The 15,943-nt window shown below is 59.8% G+C and carries 14 protein-coding genes and 3 tRNA genes; 2 read left to right on the top strand and 15 right to left on the bottom strand.

Translation table 11 applies throughout. From position 1 onward, the window contains the following. Positions 1–211 precede the first annotated feature (211 nt). The 3 genes from ampE to N005_RS03445 all read right to left on the bottom strand — a co-directional run bounded on the left by ampE (position 212) and on the right by N005_RS03445 (position 3,882). Positions 212–1,048 carry a regulatory signaling modulator protein AmpE gene (gene ampE, locus N005_RS03455; RefSeq protein ID WP_047699431.1) on the bottom strand — a complete coding sequence of 279 codons (837 nt, stop codon included), beginning with the start codon at positions 1,046–1,048 and terminating at the stop codon, positions 212–214. Further along, on the bottom strand, positions 1,045–1,605 hold the full coding sequence (gene ampD, locus N005_RS03450) for a 1,6-anhydro-N-acetylmuramyl-L-alanine amidase AmpD (protein WP_047699429.1): 561 nt from the start codon (positions 1,603–1,605) through the stop codon (positions 1,045–1,047). Before ampD ends, ampE begins: the two co-directional genes overlap by 4 nt. Positions 1,606–1,668: 63 nt before the next feature. Beyond that, a complete protein-coding gene (locus tag N005_RS03445; protein WP_047699427.1) occupies positions 1,669–3,882 on the bottom strand; it encodes a DUF1631 domain-containing protein in 2,214 nt (737 codons plus the stop codon). A 253-nt stretch (positions 3,883–4,135) separates the two neighbouring features. On the opposite strand from N005_RS03445, the gene nadC reads away from it, so the two are divergent. Then, a complete protein-coding gene (gene nadC, locus N005_RS03440; protein ID WP_047699425.1) occupies positions 4,136–4,984 on the top strand; it encodes a carboxylating nicotinate-nucleotide diphosphorylase in 849 nt (282 codons plus the stop codon). A 66-nt stretch (positions 4,985–5,050) separates the two neighbouring features. Here nadC and N005_RS03435 read toward each other — a convergent pair whose 3' ends face one another. After that, the gene (locus tag N005_RS03435) at positions 5,051–5,356 is read right to left on the bottom strand and encodes a DUF6388 family protein (RefSeq protein ID WP_047699423.1); all 306 of its coding nucleotides are present in this window, start codon (positions 5,354–5,356) and stop codon (positions 5,051–5,053) included. 297 nt (positions 5,357–5,653) lie between these two features. Here N005_RS03435 and N005_RS03430 point away from each other — a divergent pair, with 297 nt between their 5' ends. After that, positions 5,654–6,199: a hypothetical protein gene (locus tag N005_RS03430; protein ID WP_047699421.1), complete on the top strand. Its 546-nt coding sequence runs from the start codon at positions 5,654–5,656 to the stop codon at positions 6,197–6,199. A gap of 15 nt (positions 6,200–6,214) precedes the next feature. On the opposite strand, the gene N005_RS03425 is transcribed toward N005_RS03430, so the two are convergent. From N005_RS03425 to secG, 11 genes are all read right to left on the bottom strand, one after another. Next, positions 6,215–6,287 (bottom strand) — tRNA-Thr (locus tag N005_RS03425). 124 nt (positions 6,288–6,411) lie between these two features. Then, positions 6,412–8,517, bottom strand: a complete 2,106-nt coding sequence (gene pnp / locus N005_RS03420; RefSeq protein ID WP_024779940.1) for a polyribonucleotide nucleotidyltransferase — start codon at positions 8,515–8,517, stop codon at positions 6,412–6,414. A 175-nt stretch (positions 8,518–8,692) separates the two neighbouring features. Continuing rightward, a complete protein-coding gene (rpsO, locus tag N005_RS03415; RefSeq protein ID WP_039592311.1) occupies positions 8,693–8,962 on the bottom strand; it encodes a 30S ribosomal protein S15 in 270 nt (89 codons plus the stop codon). Positions 8,963–9,104: 142 nt separating this feature from the next. Continuing rightward, positions 9,105–10,022: a tRNA pseudouridine(55) synthase TruB gene (truB, locus tag N005_RS03410; protein ID WP_024779941.1), complete on the bottom strand. Its 918-nt coding sequence runs from the start codon at positions 10,020–10,022 to the stop codon at positions 9,105–9,107. A gap of 3 nt (positions 10,023–10,025) precedes the next feature. Beyond that, a complete protein-coding gene (gene rbfA / locus N005_RS03405; RefSeq protein WP_047699418.1) occupies positions 10,026–10,421 on the bottom strand; it encodes a 30S ribosome-binding factor RbfA in 396 nt (131 codons plus the stop codon). Between the two features lie 159 nt (positions 10,422–10,580). Then, positions 10,581–13,106: a translation initiation factor IF-2 gene (gene infB, locus N005_RS03400; protein WP_047699417.1), complete on the bottom strand. Its 2,526-nt coding sequence runs from the start codon at positions 13,104–13,106 to the stop codon at positions 10,581–10,583. Positions 13,107–13,133: 27 nt separating this feature from the next. Further along, complete coding sequence (gene nusA / locus N005_RS03395; RefSeq protein WP_024779944.1) at positions 13,134–14,615, bottom strand: transcription termination factor NusA; 1,482 nt, start codon at positions 14,613–14,615, stop codon at positions 13,134–13,136. Between the two features lie 59 nt (positions 14,616–14,674). Then, positions 14,675–15,133, bottom strand: a complete 459-nt coding sequence (rimP, locus tag N005_RS03390) for a ribosome maturation factor RimP (protein WP_047699697.1) — start codon at positions 15,131–15,133, stop codon at positions 14,675–14,677. Positions 15,134–15,272: 139 nt separating this feature from the next. After that, positions 15,273–15,349, bottom strand: a tRNA-Met gene (locus N005_RS03385). 99 nt (positions 15,350–15,448) lie between these two features. Next, positions 15,449–15,534 (bottom strand) — tRNA-Leu (locus N005_RS03380). Positions 15,535–15,556: 22 nt separating this feature from the next. Further along, a complete protein-coding gene (secG, locus tag N005_RS27750) occupies positions 15,557–15,940 on the bottom strand; it encodes a preprotein translocase subunit SecG (RefSeq protein WP_052126353.1) in 384 nt (127 codons plus the stop codon). Positions 15,941–15,943 lie beyond the last annotated feature (3 nt).

The raw sequence follows: 15,943 nt of genomic DNA, 5'->3' as shown, positions 1-15,943 counted from the left end.
CTATTGGGCGCTGTCCCTGTATAGCCTAAATCGGAGGGGAGATTTGTAACTTAAGGTTAACGACAAATGTTGAACGGCGAGCGCTGTGGCGAGGGAGCTTGCTCCCGCTCGGGCGCGAAGCGGCCGGTGTCTTTGGGAGGCGCTACGCACCTCAGCGGGAGCAAGCTCCCTCGCCACAACAAATTGCATTACAAAAAGGGAATCGAGTGGGTCAGGCCAACACCGTCCACAACGCAAACCCGGCATACCAGAGCACCGCCGCACGCAGCAGCAATTCCCACAGCCGATCGAGGCTGTTGATGCCGTCCGGCCCGGCCACGGGCTCAGGAATTTCGCCGGCCACCAGGCCGACCTTGTCGACCAATTGAGCGGCGCTGATGTTCCAGTTCAGCAGTTCATGCAGCATCACCCGGCTGACCGCCACGAAGTTACCCACCAGGGCGAAACTCGCCGCCAGCAGCCGCACCGGCACCCAGTCGAAGGCATGGCGCAGCTGTGTGGCCCGTTCGGCCACGCCAGGGTTGCGACTATGCTCGGCGGCCAGCGCCAGCAGGCGATAACTCAGCGCCGCCACCGGGCCCAGCAGGAAGTACCAGAAAATCACCGCGAAAAAGCTCTGGTAAGCCTGCCACAACAGATGGCCCTGGACCCGTTCCAGCAATTGCTCGCCATTGTCGGCTTCGACACCCAGGTCCCGCTTGGCCACATGGGTAGCCGCTTGCAGGTCTTCACGACGCCACGCATCGCGAAAAGGCCCCAGCTCGGCCAACAGATCCCCACGCCCCAGGCTGTAGATCACCACCAGCAAGTGCACCGGCAGCACCAGCAATCCATAGGCCAGCGGCTCAAGCACCCACAGCAACAGCGCCAGCAGCGCCACCGGCAACAGGACCATGGCCAGCAGCACCAGCCAGGGCCGATTGACCCAACGAGGGCTCGCCTCGATCCGGTTCAGCTCGCCCAGCCAAGCGCCGTCACGCTGGACTCGCTGACGCAGGGCCGAGAACTTCTCGATCCAGACCGCCAGCAGCAACACCAGAAAACTCATTGTCCTTCCCCTTCAGTCAGAGCCGCTCGATAGCGACCCCAGTCAAATGCCGGTCCCGGATCGGTCTTGCGCCCCGGCGCGATGTCGCTGTGCCCGCAGATGCGCTGCACGGTGATCGCCTTGAAAGCCGCCTGCAACTGCCGCGTCAGTTCCACCAGGGCGACATACTGCGCGTCGGTGAACGGCAGGTCATCGGTCCCTTCGAGCTCGATGCCAATGGAAAAATCATTGCAGGTTTCCCGCCCCTCGAAACACGAAACGCCCGCATGCCACGCACGCTCCAGACAAGAGACAAACTGGGTGACGGCGCCGTCACGCTCGATCAGAAAATGCGCAGAGACACGCAGGTCGGCGATACCGGCAAAATAGGGATGTTCCGTGACATCCAGGCGATTCTGGAAGAATTCCTGCACCTTACCGGTGGCGAACTGGGCAGGCGGCAGGCTGATGTTGTGGATCACCAGCAGGGAGATTTCGCCCTCGGGGCGCGCATTGAAATTGGGCGATGGGCAATGACGCACGCCATCGCACCAACCGCTCGCGGGGTCCAGCTGCATACAGGTTCCTTCGAAGACGACGGCGATGCCGCCAGTATGCCGCGATCGACCCGGACTGTGCGATCACTTGCCGCGATTGAGTTGACGCAGATTGCCGAGCACCGATTCCAGCGCCCGGTCGAACAGCGAGGTGTCGTCCAACAGGCGCGCCGCTCCCCGACGAAACTCCAAGGCCAGGCTGGTGCGGCTGTGCTCTTGTACCTTGAGGCCGGTACGGTTGACGAAGATATATTTGCCGGTGCTCTGGATGATCGCCGCCAGCTTGCAACGCAGGCTGTTATCGTCATCCTCCTGGAACTCGACCCAACTGCCCAGGCGCAACTGGTCGACCTGAAGCAGGCCCACGTCATCGGCCGGCAAGCGTACCGTCGCGGTATCCGCCGGCGTCTTATAGGCGGGGCGCAGGACTATTTTCTCCCGCACCTCGATCATCACCGGAGCATCGTCCGACTGGGCCTGATCCGTGGCCTGGCCCATACGCTGCAAAGCCTGCACGTGCAGGACTTCCAGTTCGCTGAAGAATTCGCTGGTGGCGAACGGGTCGAAGGCCGAACGGCTCAACCCTTCGCGCAAGGCCTTGAGCAGCTCCGGCACCATGGCCAGCAAGCGCAGGCCGGCATCCGGCTCATCGTGATGCTGGACACTCCAGATCAGTTGCTCCAGGGTCAGGACGTCGGCCTGCCATTCGGCGGACTGCTCGCCATACTTGAAGCCGGTCAGCAACAGCACCTGGCTCCAGGCCTGCTGCACGAATTCCACCACAGCCTGGGGCAGCACCTTGCCGAGCAAGACCTGATTCAACGCGCCCTCGACCCGCTGGCGTGCCAGCTCGGCCTTGGCCCGCCCTTCTTCGGCATCGCGGATCCGCTGTTCGAGCAGCTCGCAGCGGCGCCGCTCATCACTGGTGAAGGCGAGGAACTCGGCCAGCACTTCGGAGAAAATCGCCGGGTCATCGACGAAGTCGTTCAACAGCCGCTGCACCACCTGTTCGATGCGCTGGTAAAGGCTATCGCGCTGATGATCGTCGCAATCGCCCCAGCCCACGGCGGCGGCGGCAATTTCGTTGAGCAGCCGGCGAGCGGGATGATTGCCGCGACTGAAGAAACTCTTGTCCTGCACCGCGACCTTGAGCATCGGAATTTGCAGCCGGCCGATCAACGCCTTGAGGGAGTCCGGCAGGTTGTGGTCGTCGAGGATGAACTCGAACATCATCGCGATCAGGTTGATCACGTCCTCATCGGCGCCTTCGACCACCCGCGACTTGCCGCTCTTGACGCTGACCCGGGTAAGCAGTTGTTCGAGCTGGCTGCGCAGATCGAACTCGTCCTGGAGCGTGGGGGCTGGCACGTATTGCTGCAAATGGGAGAGCAGACGCAACAGATCACGGGTCGAGATGGGCTGCGCCGGTACGCTGGGCTCCAGGGTCGGCGCCACGCTGCCACGCACCTGCATCACCAGTTTCTGCAAGGCGGCAAACACTTCCTGCACGCTTTCATCGACCTCGGCGGACCGGGGCTTGGCCGCACGCTCCGGCGTGGAACGCGGAGCATCGTCGGCACGATCCGACGCACGCCGGGACGGCGAAATCTTGAGATCCGACAGGATACCCGTGGCCGCCAGCAACTGGTTTGCTTCGGCATAGAACTGGTCGCACTCGCTGAGCACATACCGCTCGAACAGCTTGAGCAGGATCAGCTTGACCTTGATCTCCACCCCCAGGTTGCGCCCGGCCTGCAGAAAGGTCTCGCACAACAGTGCAGGGCTCAGGGGATTCTGGGAGCTCGCCATCGGTCGGGCCAGCAGTACGCTGAGCCGGGCCGTCAATTGGTCGAGGGAGGCCCCATCGCGACTGAGCACCCGGGTGACCATGGCCTCCACTGCCAGATGGCGCTCCAGATCGTCATGGGACGACTTGCCCGGGGCACCCGGAGCGACGGCGGTGCTCAAGGAGGCGTGAGTCAGGTCGTACTGGGCGAGGCTGACGAACGCCTCGAAGAACTGTTCGATGAATTCGCGTTCGATGCTCTTTCGCTTCAGGCGCAGGTCGCGCATGGCTTCGAAGAACAGATTCTGTTCGACATCGTTGCGCGCCCGGTCGGCCATCTCGAACAGGGTATCGTCGGCGTTATCGAACAGCCTCTGCAAACCCAGGCGCAGCTGTTGCGCAGCCTTGTCGCGAACCTGGAGCAGAATCACAGGCAAACGGGCGAGTGGCGAGCGATTCGCCTGATCGGTAGAACCCTTGCGCAAAGGCACTACATTCCCGTCGTTATGCATCCTGGACTCCTGAAGCGGTATTCTTCGGTTGGCAACGTCAAAGCCATGACGTCAATCGAAAGGCGGATTATCGGGTAAAAGAACCCCGTCGCACCAGAGGACTCTGTGACCCAGCTTGAAATACATCGCAATAAATGACCGGGAAATCGGCAAAACGTTGCGAAGAGCCGACCAAATGCAGGTCCTGGTGAACAATGTTTGTGCCACAGGACACTGGCCCTATAATCGGCCCACTTTGCCTGTGGAGCCCGTTATGCCGAACCTACGTCTCGCCGACCTGACCGCCGAAATCGAAGCCAATGTGCGCCGCGCATTGCTCGAAGACATCGGCAGCGGCGACATTACCGCGCAGCTGATCCCCGCCGAACGCCTGGCCAAGGCCACCATCATTACCCGCGAAGCCGCGATCATCAGTGGTACGGCCTGGGTCGATGCCGTATTCCGGCAACTGGACCCGCGTGTCGCGGTCCACTGGCAAGTGCGCGACGGCGACCGGGCGAGCCCCGACCAGGCGCTGTTCCACCTCGAAGGCCCGGCCCGCTCCTTGCTCACCGGCGAGCGCAGCGCGCTGAACTTCCTGCAGATGCTCTCCGGCGTCGCCACCCGTGCCCGTCACCTGGCCGACTTTGTCGCCGATACCCAGGTCAAGCTGCTGGACACCCGCAAGACCCTGCCCGGGCTGCGCCTGGCGCAGAAGTACGCCGTGACCTGTGGCGGCTGCCATAACCACCGCATCGGCTTGTACGATGCCTTCCTGATCAAGGAAAACCACATCGCCGCCTGCGGCGGGATCGCCCAGGCGATTGCGGCCGCCCACAGGATCGCACCGGGCAAGCCGGTGGAAGTCGAAGTGGAAAGCCTGGCGGAATTGAAAGAAGCCCTGGCGGCCAATGCCGACATCATCATGCTCGACGAACTGAGCCTGGACGACATGCGCGAAGCCGTGCGCCTGAACGGCGGCAAGGCGAAGCTGGAGGCCAGCGGCGGGATCAATGAAAACACCTTGCGGCCGATTGCCGAGACCGGTGTGGACTACATCTCGATCGGAGCGATGACCAAGGATGTGAAGGCGGTGGATCTGTCGATGCGGCTCAGTCTTTGAGAGCTGCAAGCTGCAAGCGATTCGAGCTTGTCTTGAAGCTTGCAGCTTGAGGCTCGAAGCCGCCGTTTAAACCACCAGATTATTCATCTCGCAGTATTCATCCCAATCCACACCCAGCACCTCGGCAGCCTCCTTGTGCAAGGCAAGACGCTGCGCCTCGAACTCTTCAGGGGTGCTGGTGTACTTGAGCGTCAGCTCCCAAGGCTGCAGCCCCTGGGCCTCGGCCTCGTCTTCGAAGGCCCACTGGATCTGGTCTTTCTGTTCGTCGTCGCTCAGGTTGCTGATTTCTTCCAGTAACTGAGGCGTGTCCAGGGCGTATTTGCGCAGCGCTTCTTCGTGCCTGGCTTCTTGGGTCAGTTCTTTAGCCGTCATGTCGTTCTCGCTGATCGGAGGAATGGAAGATGGGACTGGATCATCAAGGATCTCTCTGACACAGAACCGCTGGCAGCGCGGTTTTCCTGGTCCTTGGAACCATTCGTGGATCATTTGAAAACTGCTGGGCAATGCTCAAGCAGGCAACGAATATAGGACGTTTTGTCGATGATTTACACGGCTCTTTACATCTGTCCCACAAAAATCTAGTGCCCTGTCAGCAGGAGGCCAAGGAACATATACCAGAATCCCCAGTCATAGCGATGTGCCACATCGGCACTTCATAAGGATTCTGTGATGCGCAGCTTTCCAAGGTTAACGTCTATTCGGCTTGTTACCGCGACCCTGCTACTCGGCAGCCTGGCATTGGCCAGCGCCGCGCAAGCGGCTGTTGAAATCTCGTCCAGTTTTCCAGAGCCATCCGATGAGATTTCGGCCCTGCGCAGCTCATTCGGTAACGACGTGTTCTACAAAACCGGCATCAGCATCGATAACCTGAAGGACACGCGGCAAACCGCCAAGGCCAACGCCACTGAACTTGAAAGCCAGAAGCGTACCCTCGCCGAGCAGGCCCGTCAGATCGAAGAGCTCAAACGCAACGGCGGTTCCAGCGCCAATTCCAGCAGTCGGGAAATAGAAGACCTCAAACGCACGATCAAGGAACAGGAACGCGACCTGAACGACCTAGGCAAGCAAGTGGAAGAGCTCAAGCGTAATAGCGGTTCCAGCTCGAGTTCGAGCAACAGCGAGATATCGACGCTGAAGGGGAAGATCAGCGATCAGGATCGCGAGATGGATCAGCTCAAGCGTACCGTCGAGGAGTTGAGCAGGAAGGTGAAATGAGGAGAGAGGAGATCTTGCCCGAGACAGGAATCGAACCTGCGACCTTCGCGTTACGAGTGCGCTGCTCTACCGACTGAGCTACACGGGCGGTGAGCTAACCTAGCATCCAGTCCGTAACCAGGCAACCTGTGCCGCAGGGATTTTCCACACACAGCAAAACGCCCCGAACCAGTCGGGGCGTTTGCTTGTTCAGCGGTCAGCCGCGGGGGTGATTAAACGCCCGATGCCTTGGCTGCTGCGACGTCCTTGATGGACAGCTTGATACGGCCGCGGTTGTCCACGTCCAGTACCAGCACTTCCACTTCCTGGCCTTCTTTCAGGATGTCGGTCACTTTCTCGACGCGAGCATCGCTCAGCATGGAGATGTGAACCAGACCGTCCTTGCCCGGCAGGATGTTGACGAAGGCGCCGAAGTCGACGATGCGCTCGACCTTGCCGACGTAGATCTTGCCGATCTCGGCTTCTGCGGTGATGCCCAGGACGCGCTGGCGTGCTGCTTCTGCCGCTTCCTTGGTTTCACCGAAGATCTTGATCGAACCGTCGTCTTCGATGTCGATCGAAGCCTTGGTTTCTTCGCAGATCGCACGGATGGTCGCGCCGCCTTTACCGATGACATCACGGATCTTGTCGGTGTCGATCTTCATCGCGATCATGGTCGGAGCGTTTTCCGACAGTTCGGTACGGGACTGACCGATCACCTGGTTCATCTGGCCGAGGATGTTCAGGCGCGCTTCCAGGGCCTGGCCCAGGGCGATTTCCATGATCTCTTCGGTGATGCCCTTGATCTTGATGTCCATCTGCAGCGCGGTCACGCCCTTGGCGGTACCGGCCACTTTGAAGTCCATATCGCCCAGGTGGTCTTCGTCACCCAGGATGTCGGTCAGGACGGCAAATTTCTCGCCTTCCTTCACCAGGCCCATGGCGATACCGGCAACCGGCGCCTTCATCGGCACGCCAGCGTCCATCAACGCCAGGGAAGCGCCGCAGACCGAAGCCATGGAGCTCGAACCGTTGGACTCGGTGATTTCTGATACCACGCGGATGGTGTACGGGAACACATCGGCGTCCGGCAGCATGGCCTGGACGGAACGACGGGCCAGACGGCCGTGACCGATTTCGCGGCGACCGGCGCCACCCATGCGACCACACTCGCCCACCGAGAACGGAGGGAAGTTGTAGTGCAGCATGAACGGGTCTTTCTTTTCGCCTTCCAGGGTGTCCAGCAGCTGCGCGTCACGGGCGGTGCCCAGTGTGGCAACGACCAGGGCCTGGGTTTCGCCACGGGTGAACAGTGCCGAACCGTGGGTCTTCGGCAGTACGCCGACTTCGATGTTCAGCGGACGTACGGTGCGGGTGTCGCGACCGTCGATACGTGGCTTGCCGTTGACGATGTTCTCGCGAACGGTGCGGTATTCGATTTCACCGAAAGCAGCCTTCACGTCGGCGGCCGATGGCTGGCCTTCTTCGCCGGACAGCTTGGCAACGACCTGATCCTTCAACTCGCCCAGGCGTGCATAACGGTCGGCCTTGACGGTGATGGTGTAGGCCTGGGAGATCGCTTCGCCGAACTCGGCACGGATCGCACCCAGCAGCTCGGTGGCTTCGGCTTGCGGAGCCCAGGTCCAGGTTGGCTTGGCGGCTTCGGCGGCCAGTTCCTTGACGGCGTTGATCACCACCTGGAACTCGTCGTGGGCGAACAGTACGGCGCCCAGCATCTGGTCTTCGGTCAGTTCCTTGGCTTCGGATTCAACCATCAGCACGGCTTCGGAAGTACCGGCAACGACCATGTCCAGGCTCGAAGCCTTCAGTTGCTCGTAGGTCGGGTTCAGCAGGTAGCCGGTGCTTTCATGGAACGCAACGCGGGCAGCGCCGATCGGGCCATCGAAAGGAATGCCGGAGATGGCCAGCGCGGCCGAGGTACCGATCATCGCAGCGATGTCCGGATCGGTCTTCTTGCTGGTGGAGACGACGGTGCAGACAACCTGCACTTCGTTCATGAAGCCTTCTGGGAACAGGGGACGGATCGGACGGTCGATCAGTCGGGAAGTCAGGGTTTCTTTCTCGGAAGGACGGCCTTCGCGCTTGAAGAAACCGCCAGGGATCTTACCGGCAGCGTAAGTCTTTTCCTGGTAGTGAACAGACAGAGGGAAGAAGCCCTTGCCTGGATCGGCTTGCTTGGCACCGACTACGGTCACCAATACGCTGACGTCGTCGTCAACGGTGACCAGCACTGCGCCGGAGGCCTGACGGGCGATACGGCCAGTCTCGAGGGTAACGGTCGACTGACCGAACTGGAATTTTTTGATTACCGGGTTCACGGTGTCCTACCTTCTTTGTGGCTCTTGGGGAACTTGTCTTCTTGCGAAATTCTTGGGCAGTGCGGGGAATCGGCCCAACGACTGTCCAGATAAAACTTGAGGCTGGGAGCCTGCCGGTTGCCGACGCAAAGCGTCGGCAACCGACAGACCACCAACCTCATAGCGCAATCGCTGATTAGCGACGCAGACCCAGGCGACCGATCAAGGTGCTGTAACGATTAACGTCCTTGCCCTTGAGGTAGTCCAGCAGCTTACGACGCTGGTTTACCATGCGGATCAGACCACGACGGGAGTGGTGATCTTTACCGTTGGCCTTGAAGTGACCTTGCAGTTTGTTGATGTTGGCGGTCAGCAGTGCAACTTGCACTTCTGGCGAACCAGTATCACCAACAGCTTGCTGGTAGTCGGTCACGATCTGAGCTTTTTCTTCAACGCTGAGTGCCATGTGGCTTTCCTCTCATAGGGTACGGCTTCCGAGAAAACCGCACCAACAGGCCAGGGACAGATCCCTGTATCTATAAATGAGTAGTGACCGTGCCTGTTGACAGCCACACTCGCCCACCTGCTGTTACACAGGCGGGTTCCGGTCATTCCGACCGAATCAGTCGACGCGGCGCAATGCGCCCGTCTTCGCTCACTTCACCGATACCGATGAAGCGACCATTGTGATCCTGTACCCGGACCATGCCGAACTTCGGCGCATCCGGTGCGCGCACCGGCTGGCCATTGAGCCAGTAGAATGCACTGTGCTCCGAGAACTGCAACAGGGGCCAGTCCAGCAGGCCACTGTCCGATGGCATCAGGAAGCGATCGACCGCTTCGTTGCCGCCTTCGGCATGTACCGCTTCGAGCTCTTCCAGCGTGACCGTCTGGGCCAGGGTGAAAGGGCCGGCCTGGGTTCGGCGTAATTCTGCCACGTACGCACCACAGCCGAGCTGCTCACCAATATCCTCCACCAGGGTGCGGATATAAGTGCCTTTGCTGCAATCCACGGCGAGCCGTGCAGTATTACCGTCGAAGGCCAGCAATTCCAAGCGCGCAATAGTAACAGAACGCGGTTCACGCTCCACTACTTCGCCTGCACGGGCCAGTTTATACAATGGCTGCCCATCACGCTTCAGGGCGGAGTACATCGGCGGTATCTGACTGATTTGCCCACGAAATCCGGGCAGCACCGCTTCGATATCAGCCTGACCAACGGTCACCGGGCGCTCGCGCAGAACCTCACCTTCGGCGTCCGCCGTGGTGGTGGTCTTGCCCAGTTGCGCCAGGGTTTCATAACCCTTGTCGGAGTCGAGCAGGTATTGGGAGAACTTGGTCGCCTCGCCGAAACACAGCGGCAGCACACCGGTGGCCAGCGGATCGAGGCTGCCGGTATGCCCGGCCTTCTCGGCATTGAGCAGCCAGCGAACCTTCTGCAAGGCTGCGTTGGAGGTGAACCCCAACGGCTTGTCGAGCAGGATGATGCCGCTGACGTTACGACGGATACGTTTGACCTGAGCCACCGGTTACTCCTTGGTGTCTTCGGGTTCAGCCGCGTGCTGACTGTCTTCAGCCACGGCACGCTCGATCAACGCCGACAGATGCGCGCCCCGGGCAACGCTTTCGTCGTAATGGAAATGCAGCTGCGGAACGCTGCGCAGCTTCATTTCCTTGGCCAACTGCATGCGCAGGAAACCGGCGGCCGCATTGAGCACCTTGATGCTCTGGGCGACGTCGTCGGCGCCGTCCTGCCCCATCACGGTGATGAAAATCTTTGCATGACCAACGTCACGGCTGACTTCCACAGCGGTAATGGTGACCAGGCCGACACGCGGGTCCTTGACTTCGCGACGGATCAGTTGGGCCAGCTCGCGCTGCATCTGATCGCCGATTCGTTGGGTACGGCTATATTCTTTTGCCATGTCTTGCTACCTGTTACTGCCCCACGGTGAAACCCGCGAGGTCTGAAAGCGGCAAACGCCCGGCCTGACAAAAGCCAGACCGGGCGTTGCGTTTAGAGTCTGCCAGCGAAGCAGCGCATGTTCATGCGGCTACCCGATGCAGCTCTTGAAGTGCGCGAGTCAGAGGCTGCGAGCAACCTGGACCTTCTCGAAGACTTCGATCTTGTCGCCGACCTTGACGTCGTTGTAACTCTTGACGCCGATACCGCATTCCATGCCGGCACGTACTTCGGAAGCGTCATCCTTGAAGCGACGCAGGGATTCCAGCTCGCCTTCGAAGATCACGATGTCTTCACGCAGTACACGGATCGGACGGTTACGGTGAACGACACCTTCGATCACCATGCAACCAGCGATCGCACCGAACTTCGGCGAGCGGAACACGTCACGAACTTCGGCCACGCCCAGGATGTTCTCCCGCACGTCGCTGCCCAACATACCGGTCAGGGCCTTCTTGACGTCTTCGATGATGTCGTAGATCACGTTGTAGTAACGCATATCCAGACCTTCCTGCTCGACGATCTTGCGCGCACCGGCATCGGCACGCACGTTGAAGCCGAACAGTACCGCATTGGAAGCCAGTGCCAGGTTGGCGTCGCTTTCGGTGATACCACCGACGCCACCGCCGACCACACGCACTTGCACTTCGTCGTTGCCCAGGCCGTTCAGAGCGCCCTGCAAGGCTTCCAGCGAACCACGGACGTCGGATTTGAGGACGATGTTGAGCGTCTTCTTCTCTTCCTGGCCCATGTTCTCGAAGATGTTTTCCAGCTTGCCGGCATGAGCGCGAGCCAGTTTGACTTCGCGGAACTTGCCTTGACGGAACAGAGCCACTTCACGGGCTTTCTTCTCGTCAGCCACAACGCTCATCTCGTCACCGGCGTCCGGCGTACCGTCCAGGCCGAGGATCTCGACCGGGATAGCCGGACCGGCTTCCTTGATCGGCTTGCCGTTCTCGTCGAGCATGGCGCGAACGCGACCATAGTTCGAACCGACCAGCACCATGTCGCCCTGACGCAGCGTACCGTCCTGAACCAGGACCGTGGCCACCGGACCGCGGCCCTTGTCCAGGCGCGATTCAACCACGACACCACGACCAGGGGCCGATGGGGTGGCGGTCAGTTCGAGCACTTCGGCCTGCAGCAATACCGCTTCGAGCAATTCGTCGACGCCGGTACCCATCTTCGCCGAAACCGGTACGAATGGAGTGTCGCCACCCCAATCTTCCGAGGTCACGCCGTGAACCGACAGCTCGCTGCGGATGCGATCGAGATCGGCGCCCGGCTTGTCGATCTTGTTCACCGCCACCACCAGCGGCACGCCAGCTGCCTGGGCATGCTGAACGGCTTCGACGGTCTGTGGCATCACGCCGTCGTCGGCCGCAACCACCAGGATCACGATGTCGGTCGCCTTGGCACCACGGGCACGCATGGCGGTAAACGCGGCGTGACCCGGGGTATCGAGGAAGGTGACCATGCCACGATCGGTTTCAACGTGGTACGCACCGATGTGCTGGGTGATACCGCCGGCTTCGCCAGCCGCTACCTTGGCGCGACGGATGTAGTCGAGCAGCGAGGTCTTACCGTGGTCGACGTGGCCCATGACGGTCACGACCGGCGCACGAGGAACCGCTTCACCTTCGAATTTCAGGGACTCGGCCAGGGAATCTTCCAGGGCGGTGTCGCTGATCAGGGTCACTTTGTGGCCCAGCTCTTCGGCAACCAGTTGGGCAGTTTCCTGATCCAGTACCTGGTTGATGGTGGCCGGGGTACCCAGCTTGAACATGAACTTGATGATCTCGGCAGCCTTGACCGACATCTGCTGGGCCAGATCGCCCACAGTGATGGTCTCGCCGATCTTCACTTCACGCACGACAGGGCCGGTCGGGCTCTGGAAACCGTGGGCGTTGCGCTTCTTCAGCTTGGCCTTGCCGCGACCGCCACGACGGAAGCCATCGCTTTCTTCGTCGGTGGTGCGTGGAGCGACGCGTGGTGCCGGCGCCTTTTCCTTGACCGAAGCACGATGTGGAGCGTTCTTGCGCTCGCCATCGCCACCGCCACGACGGTTTTCGTCGGCACGAGGCTTGTCCGGACGACGCGGTTCGTCGCGCTTGCGATCAGCCACAGGAGCAGGTACTGCCTCCAGGACCGGCGCGCTTTCACGCACAGGCTCAACCACCGGGGCAGGCGCCGCGACGGCTTCTACCGGGGCAGGTTGCGCAGCGGCTGCGGCAGACTGACGACGCGCTTCTTCTTCGGCGCGGCGCTTGGCTTCTTCTTCAGCCTTCTGGCGCGCGGCATTTTCTACTGCGCGACGTTCATCCAGTTCGCGCTTGCGCTCGGCTTCGATTTCTTCCGGGCTGCGCTGCACGAAAACTTTCTTCTTGCGTACTTCTACGCTGATGCTTTTGCTACCGGCAACACGCAGGGTGCTGGTGGTTTTACGCTGCAGAGTGATCTTGCGCGGTTCTTCCACTTTCGCCTTGTGACTGCTCTTCAAGTGGGTCAGCAGGGACTGCTTCTCACTGTCGGTCACATGTTCCTCGGCGGCGGTGTGCGGCAGACCTGCCTCACGCATCTGCTGCAACAGGCGCTCTACCGGTGTTTTGACCTCATCGGCCAGTTGTTTCACCGTGACTTGCGTCATGCACTTCTCTCCTCAGGCCGCGCCTAATTACTCGAACCAGTGGGCTCGGGCGGCCATGATCAACTTGCCGGCACGATCATCGTCAATGCCGTCGATGTCGAGCAGGTCGTCAATAGACTGCTCGGCCAGGTCTTCGCGGGTAATGACGCCGCGCACCGCCAGTTCCATCGCCAAATCCTTGTCCATACCCTCAAGCGAGAGCAGGTCTTCGGCCGGATGGGCGTCTGCCAGCTTTTCCTCAGTAGCGATGGCTTTGGTCAACAAACGATCCTTGGCCCGAGCACGAAGCTCGTTGACGATATCTTCGTCAAAGCCGTCGATGTTGAGCATCTCCTCCACCGGCACGTAGGCAATCTCTTCCAGGCTGGTAAAGCCTTCATCCACCAGTACCTGCGCCAGTTCCTCATCGACTTCGAGCTCTTCGATAAAGTTGCGCAGGATGTCACCGGTTTCAGCTTGCTGCTTGGCCTGGATGTCCGATTCGGTCATCACGTTCAGGGTCCAGCCAGTCAACTGGCTGGCCAGACGCACGTTCTGACCACCGCGGCCGATGGCCTGAGCCAGATTGTCTGCGCCAACGGCGATGTCCATGGCATGGGCATCTTCGTCAACGATAATGGCCGCCACTTCTGCTGGCGACATTGCGTTGATCACGAACTGAGCCGGGTTATCGTCCCAGAGAACGATGTCCACACGCTCACCGCCCAGCTCGCCGGATACGGCCTGGACACGCGAACCGCGCATGCCGATACAGGCACCTTGCGGGTCGATACGCTTGTCCTTGGAGCGGACCGCGATCTTGGCACGCGATCCCGGATCACGGGAAGCAGCCATGACTTCGATCAGGCCTTCGGCGATTTCCGGCACTTCGATGCGGAACAGCTCGATCAGCATTTCCGGCGCGGTACGCGACAGGATCAGCTGCGGGCCGCGGTTCTCGGTGCGGATTTCCTTGAGCAGCGCACGCAGTCGCACGCCCACCCGGAAGGTTTCGCGAGAAATGATGTCTTCACGAGCCAACAGCGCCTCGGCGTTGTTGCCCAGGTCGACGATCACGTTGTCGCGGGTGACCTTTTTCACGGTACCGGAGATGATCTCACCCAGCTTCTCGCGATAAGCGTCAACCACTTGCGCGCGCTCGGCTTCGCGGACCTTCTGCACGATGACCTGCTTGGCAGTCTGTGCAGCGATGCGACCAAATTCGATGGACTCGATCTTTTCTTCGACGACATCACCGACCTTGGCACCAGGGTGCGTTTCCGCAACCTTGCTCGGCCAGGTTTCGATAGCCGGATCATCCAGGTCGGCTTCCTCTACTACCGTCCAGCGACGGAAGGTCTCATAGGAACCAGTGTGGCGGTTGATTTCCACACGCAAATCAACTTCGTCTTCAAACCGCTTCTTGGTAGCAGTGGCCAGAGCCAGCTCCAGCGCTTCAAAAATAACGTTAGCCGGTACGCCCTTTTCATTGGATACCGACTCAACAACCAGCAGTACTTCTTTGCTCATCGTACGCCTCGCCTTTCGCAAGCCATTGGATCCGCGGGATCCGCAGTATCTGGCACGTATCAGTCAAAACTGGGAATAATGTTGGCCTTGTCGATCATATCGATCGGCAACAGGAACTCATGGTCATCTACCTGCACCACGACATCCTGCTCTTCTACACCGCGCAGAAGGCCTTGAAAGTTGCGTCGACCCTCGAAGGGCGAGCGCAGCTTGATCTTCACTTGTTCACCGGCAAACGAAGCGAACTGTTCAAGGTTGAACAGTGGGCGCTCCATGCCGGGCGAGGAAACCTCAAGGGTGTATTCGGTGCTGATCGGATCTTCAACATCCAGCACACCGCTGATCTGACGGCTGACGATGGCGCAATCATCCACCAACACGCCGCCTTCCTTATCGATATAAACGCGCAACAGTGAGTGGCGACCTTGAGCCGAAAACTCAATACCCCAGCATTCATAGCCAAGGGCCACGACCACCGGGGCCAACAAGGCCTGCAACTGTTCTAGCTTGCTCGACACCTGAACCCCCTCGTGCATGTTTGTGCATGCTGTGCAAATAAAAAAAAATGGGCGAATCGCCCATCCCTGAAACGCCGTTGAACAGCGGCGTTATAAAGTGTCCAGCTAACAAAAAGCCCCTTGGAAGGGGCCCTAAAACTGGTTGCGGGAGCCGGATTTGAACCGACGACCTTCGGGTTATGAGCCCGACGAGCTACCAGGCTGCTCCATCCCGCGACAAAGCTGGGGCGGAAGTATACGACCGATCCTTTACAGGGTCAATGTAACCCTTCCACCTACAAGAAAGCCCGCTATTGCGGGCTCTCCTGATTCAATTGGTACCGAGAAGGGGACTCGAACCCCTACACCCTATGGGCACAACCACCTCAAGGTTGCGTGTCTACCAATTCCACCACCTCGGCAAATACAGCGTTTGAAACCTTCTTACTTCTGCTCTTGAGCTGGAGGTACGTCAGTCGCCGGGCTGGCCGACTTTTGCTCTTGAAGCACCGGGACATCATCAGAAGCCGGTTGTTGCTTTGGCGCTTCCAACACCGCCGGGCTTGGCAAACCTACTTGAGTCAGCTCATGAGCTTTCTCTTTAGCAAAGTAACCTAACCCTAAGCTGGTCATGAAGAAACCGGCGGCAAGTATAGCAGTAAACTTACTAAGAAAGGTAGAGGAACCTTGGCTTCCGAATACAGTATTTGAAGCACCTGCACCGAAAGACGCACCAGCATCCGCACCTTTACCCTGCTGCAGCAATACCAGAGCCACTACGCCCAATGCACCCAGCAGATGAAAAACGACTACGACTGTTTCCAGCATTTT

Source organism: Pseudomonas mediterranea CFBP 5447 (genome assembly GCF_000774145.1).
GTDB lineage: Bacteria > Pseudomonadota > Gammaproteobacteria > Pseudomonadales > Pseudomonadaceae > Aquipseudomonas > Aquipseudomonas mediterranea.
Note: the sequence above shows the minus strand (reverse complement) of the source record. Positions and strands in the feature narration are given on the sequence as shown.

Coding starts and splice junctions, on each gene's coding strand:
- ampE (WP_047699431.1), bottom strand. CDS start 1,048: ATGAGTTTTCTGGTGTTGCTGCTGGCGGTCTGGATCGAGAAGTTCTCG.
- ampD (WP_047699429.1), bottom strand. CDS start 1,605: ATGCAGCTGGACCCCGCGAGCGGTTGGTGCGATGGCGTGCGTCATTGC.
- N005_RS03445 (WP_047699427.1), bottom strand. CDS start 3,882: ATGCATAACGACGGGAATGTAGTGCCTTTGCGCAAGGGTTCTACCGAT.
- nadC (WP_047699425.1), top strand. CDS start 4,136: ATGCCGAACCTACGTCTCGCCGACCTGACCGCCGAAATCGAAGCCAAT.
- N005_RS03435 (WP_047699423.1), bottom strand. CDS start 5,356: ATGACGGCTAAAGAACTGACCCAAGAAGCCAGGCACGAAGAAGCGCTG.
- N005_RS03430 (WP_047699421.1), top strand. CDS start 5,654: ATGCGCAGCTTTCCAAGGTTAACGTCTATTCGGCTTGTTACCGCGACC.
- rpsO (WP_039592311.1), bottom strand. CDS start 8,962: ATGGCACTCAGCGTTGAAGAAAAAGCTCAGATCGTGACCGACTACCAG.
- rbfA (WP_047699418.1), bottom strand. CDS start 10,421: ATGGCAAAAGAATATAGCCGTACCCAACGAATCGGCGATCAGATGCAG.
- infB (WP_047699417.1), bottom strand. CDS start 13,106: ATGACGCAAGTCACGGTGAAACAACTGGCCGATGAGGTCAAAACACCG.
- nusA (WP_024779944.1), bottom strand. CDS start 14,615: ATGAGCAAAGAAGTACTGCTGGTTGTTGAGTCGGTATCCAATGAAAAG.
- secG (WP_052126353.1), bottom strand. CDS start 15,940: ATGCTGGAAACAGTCGTAGTCGTTTTTCATCTGCTGGGTGCATTGGGC.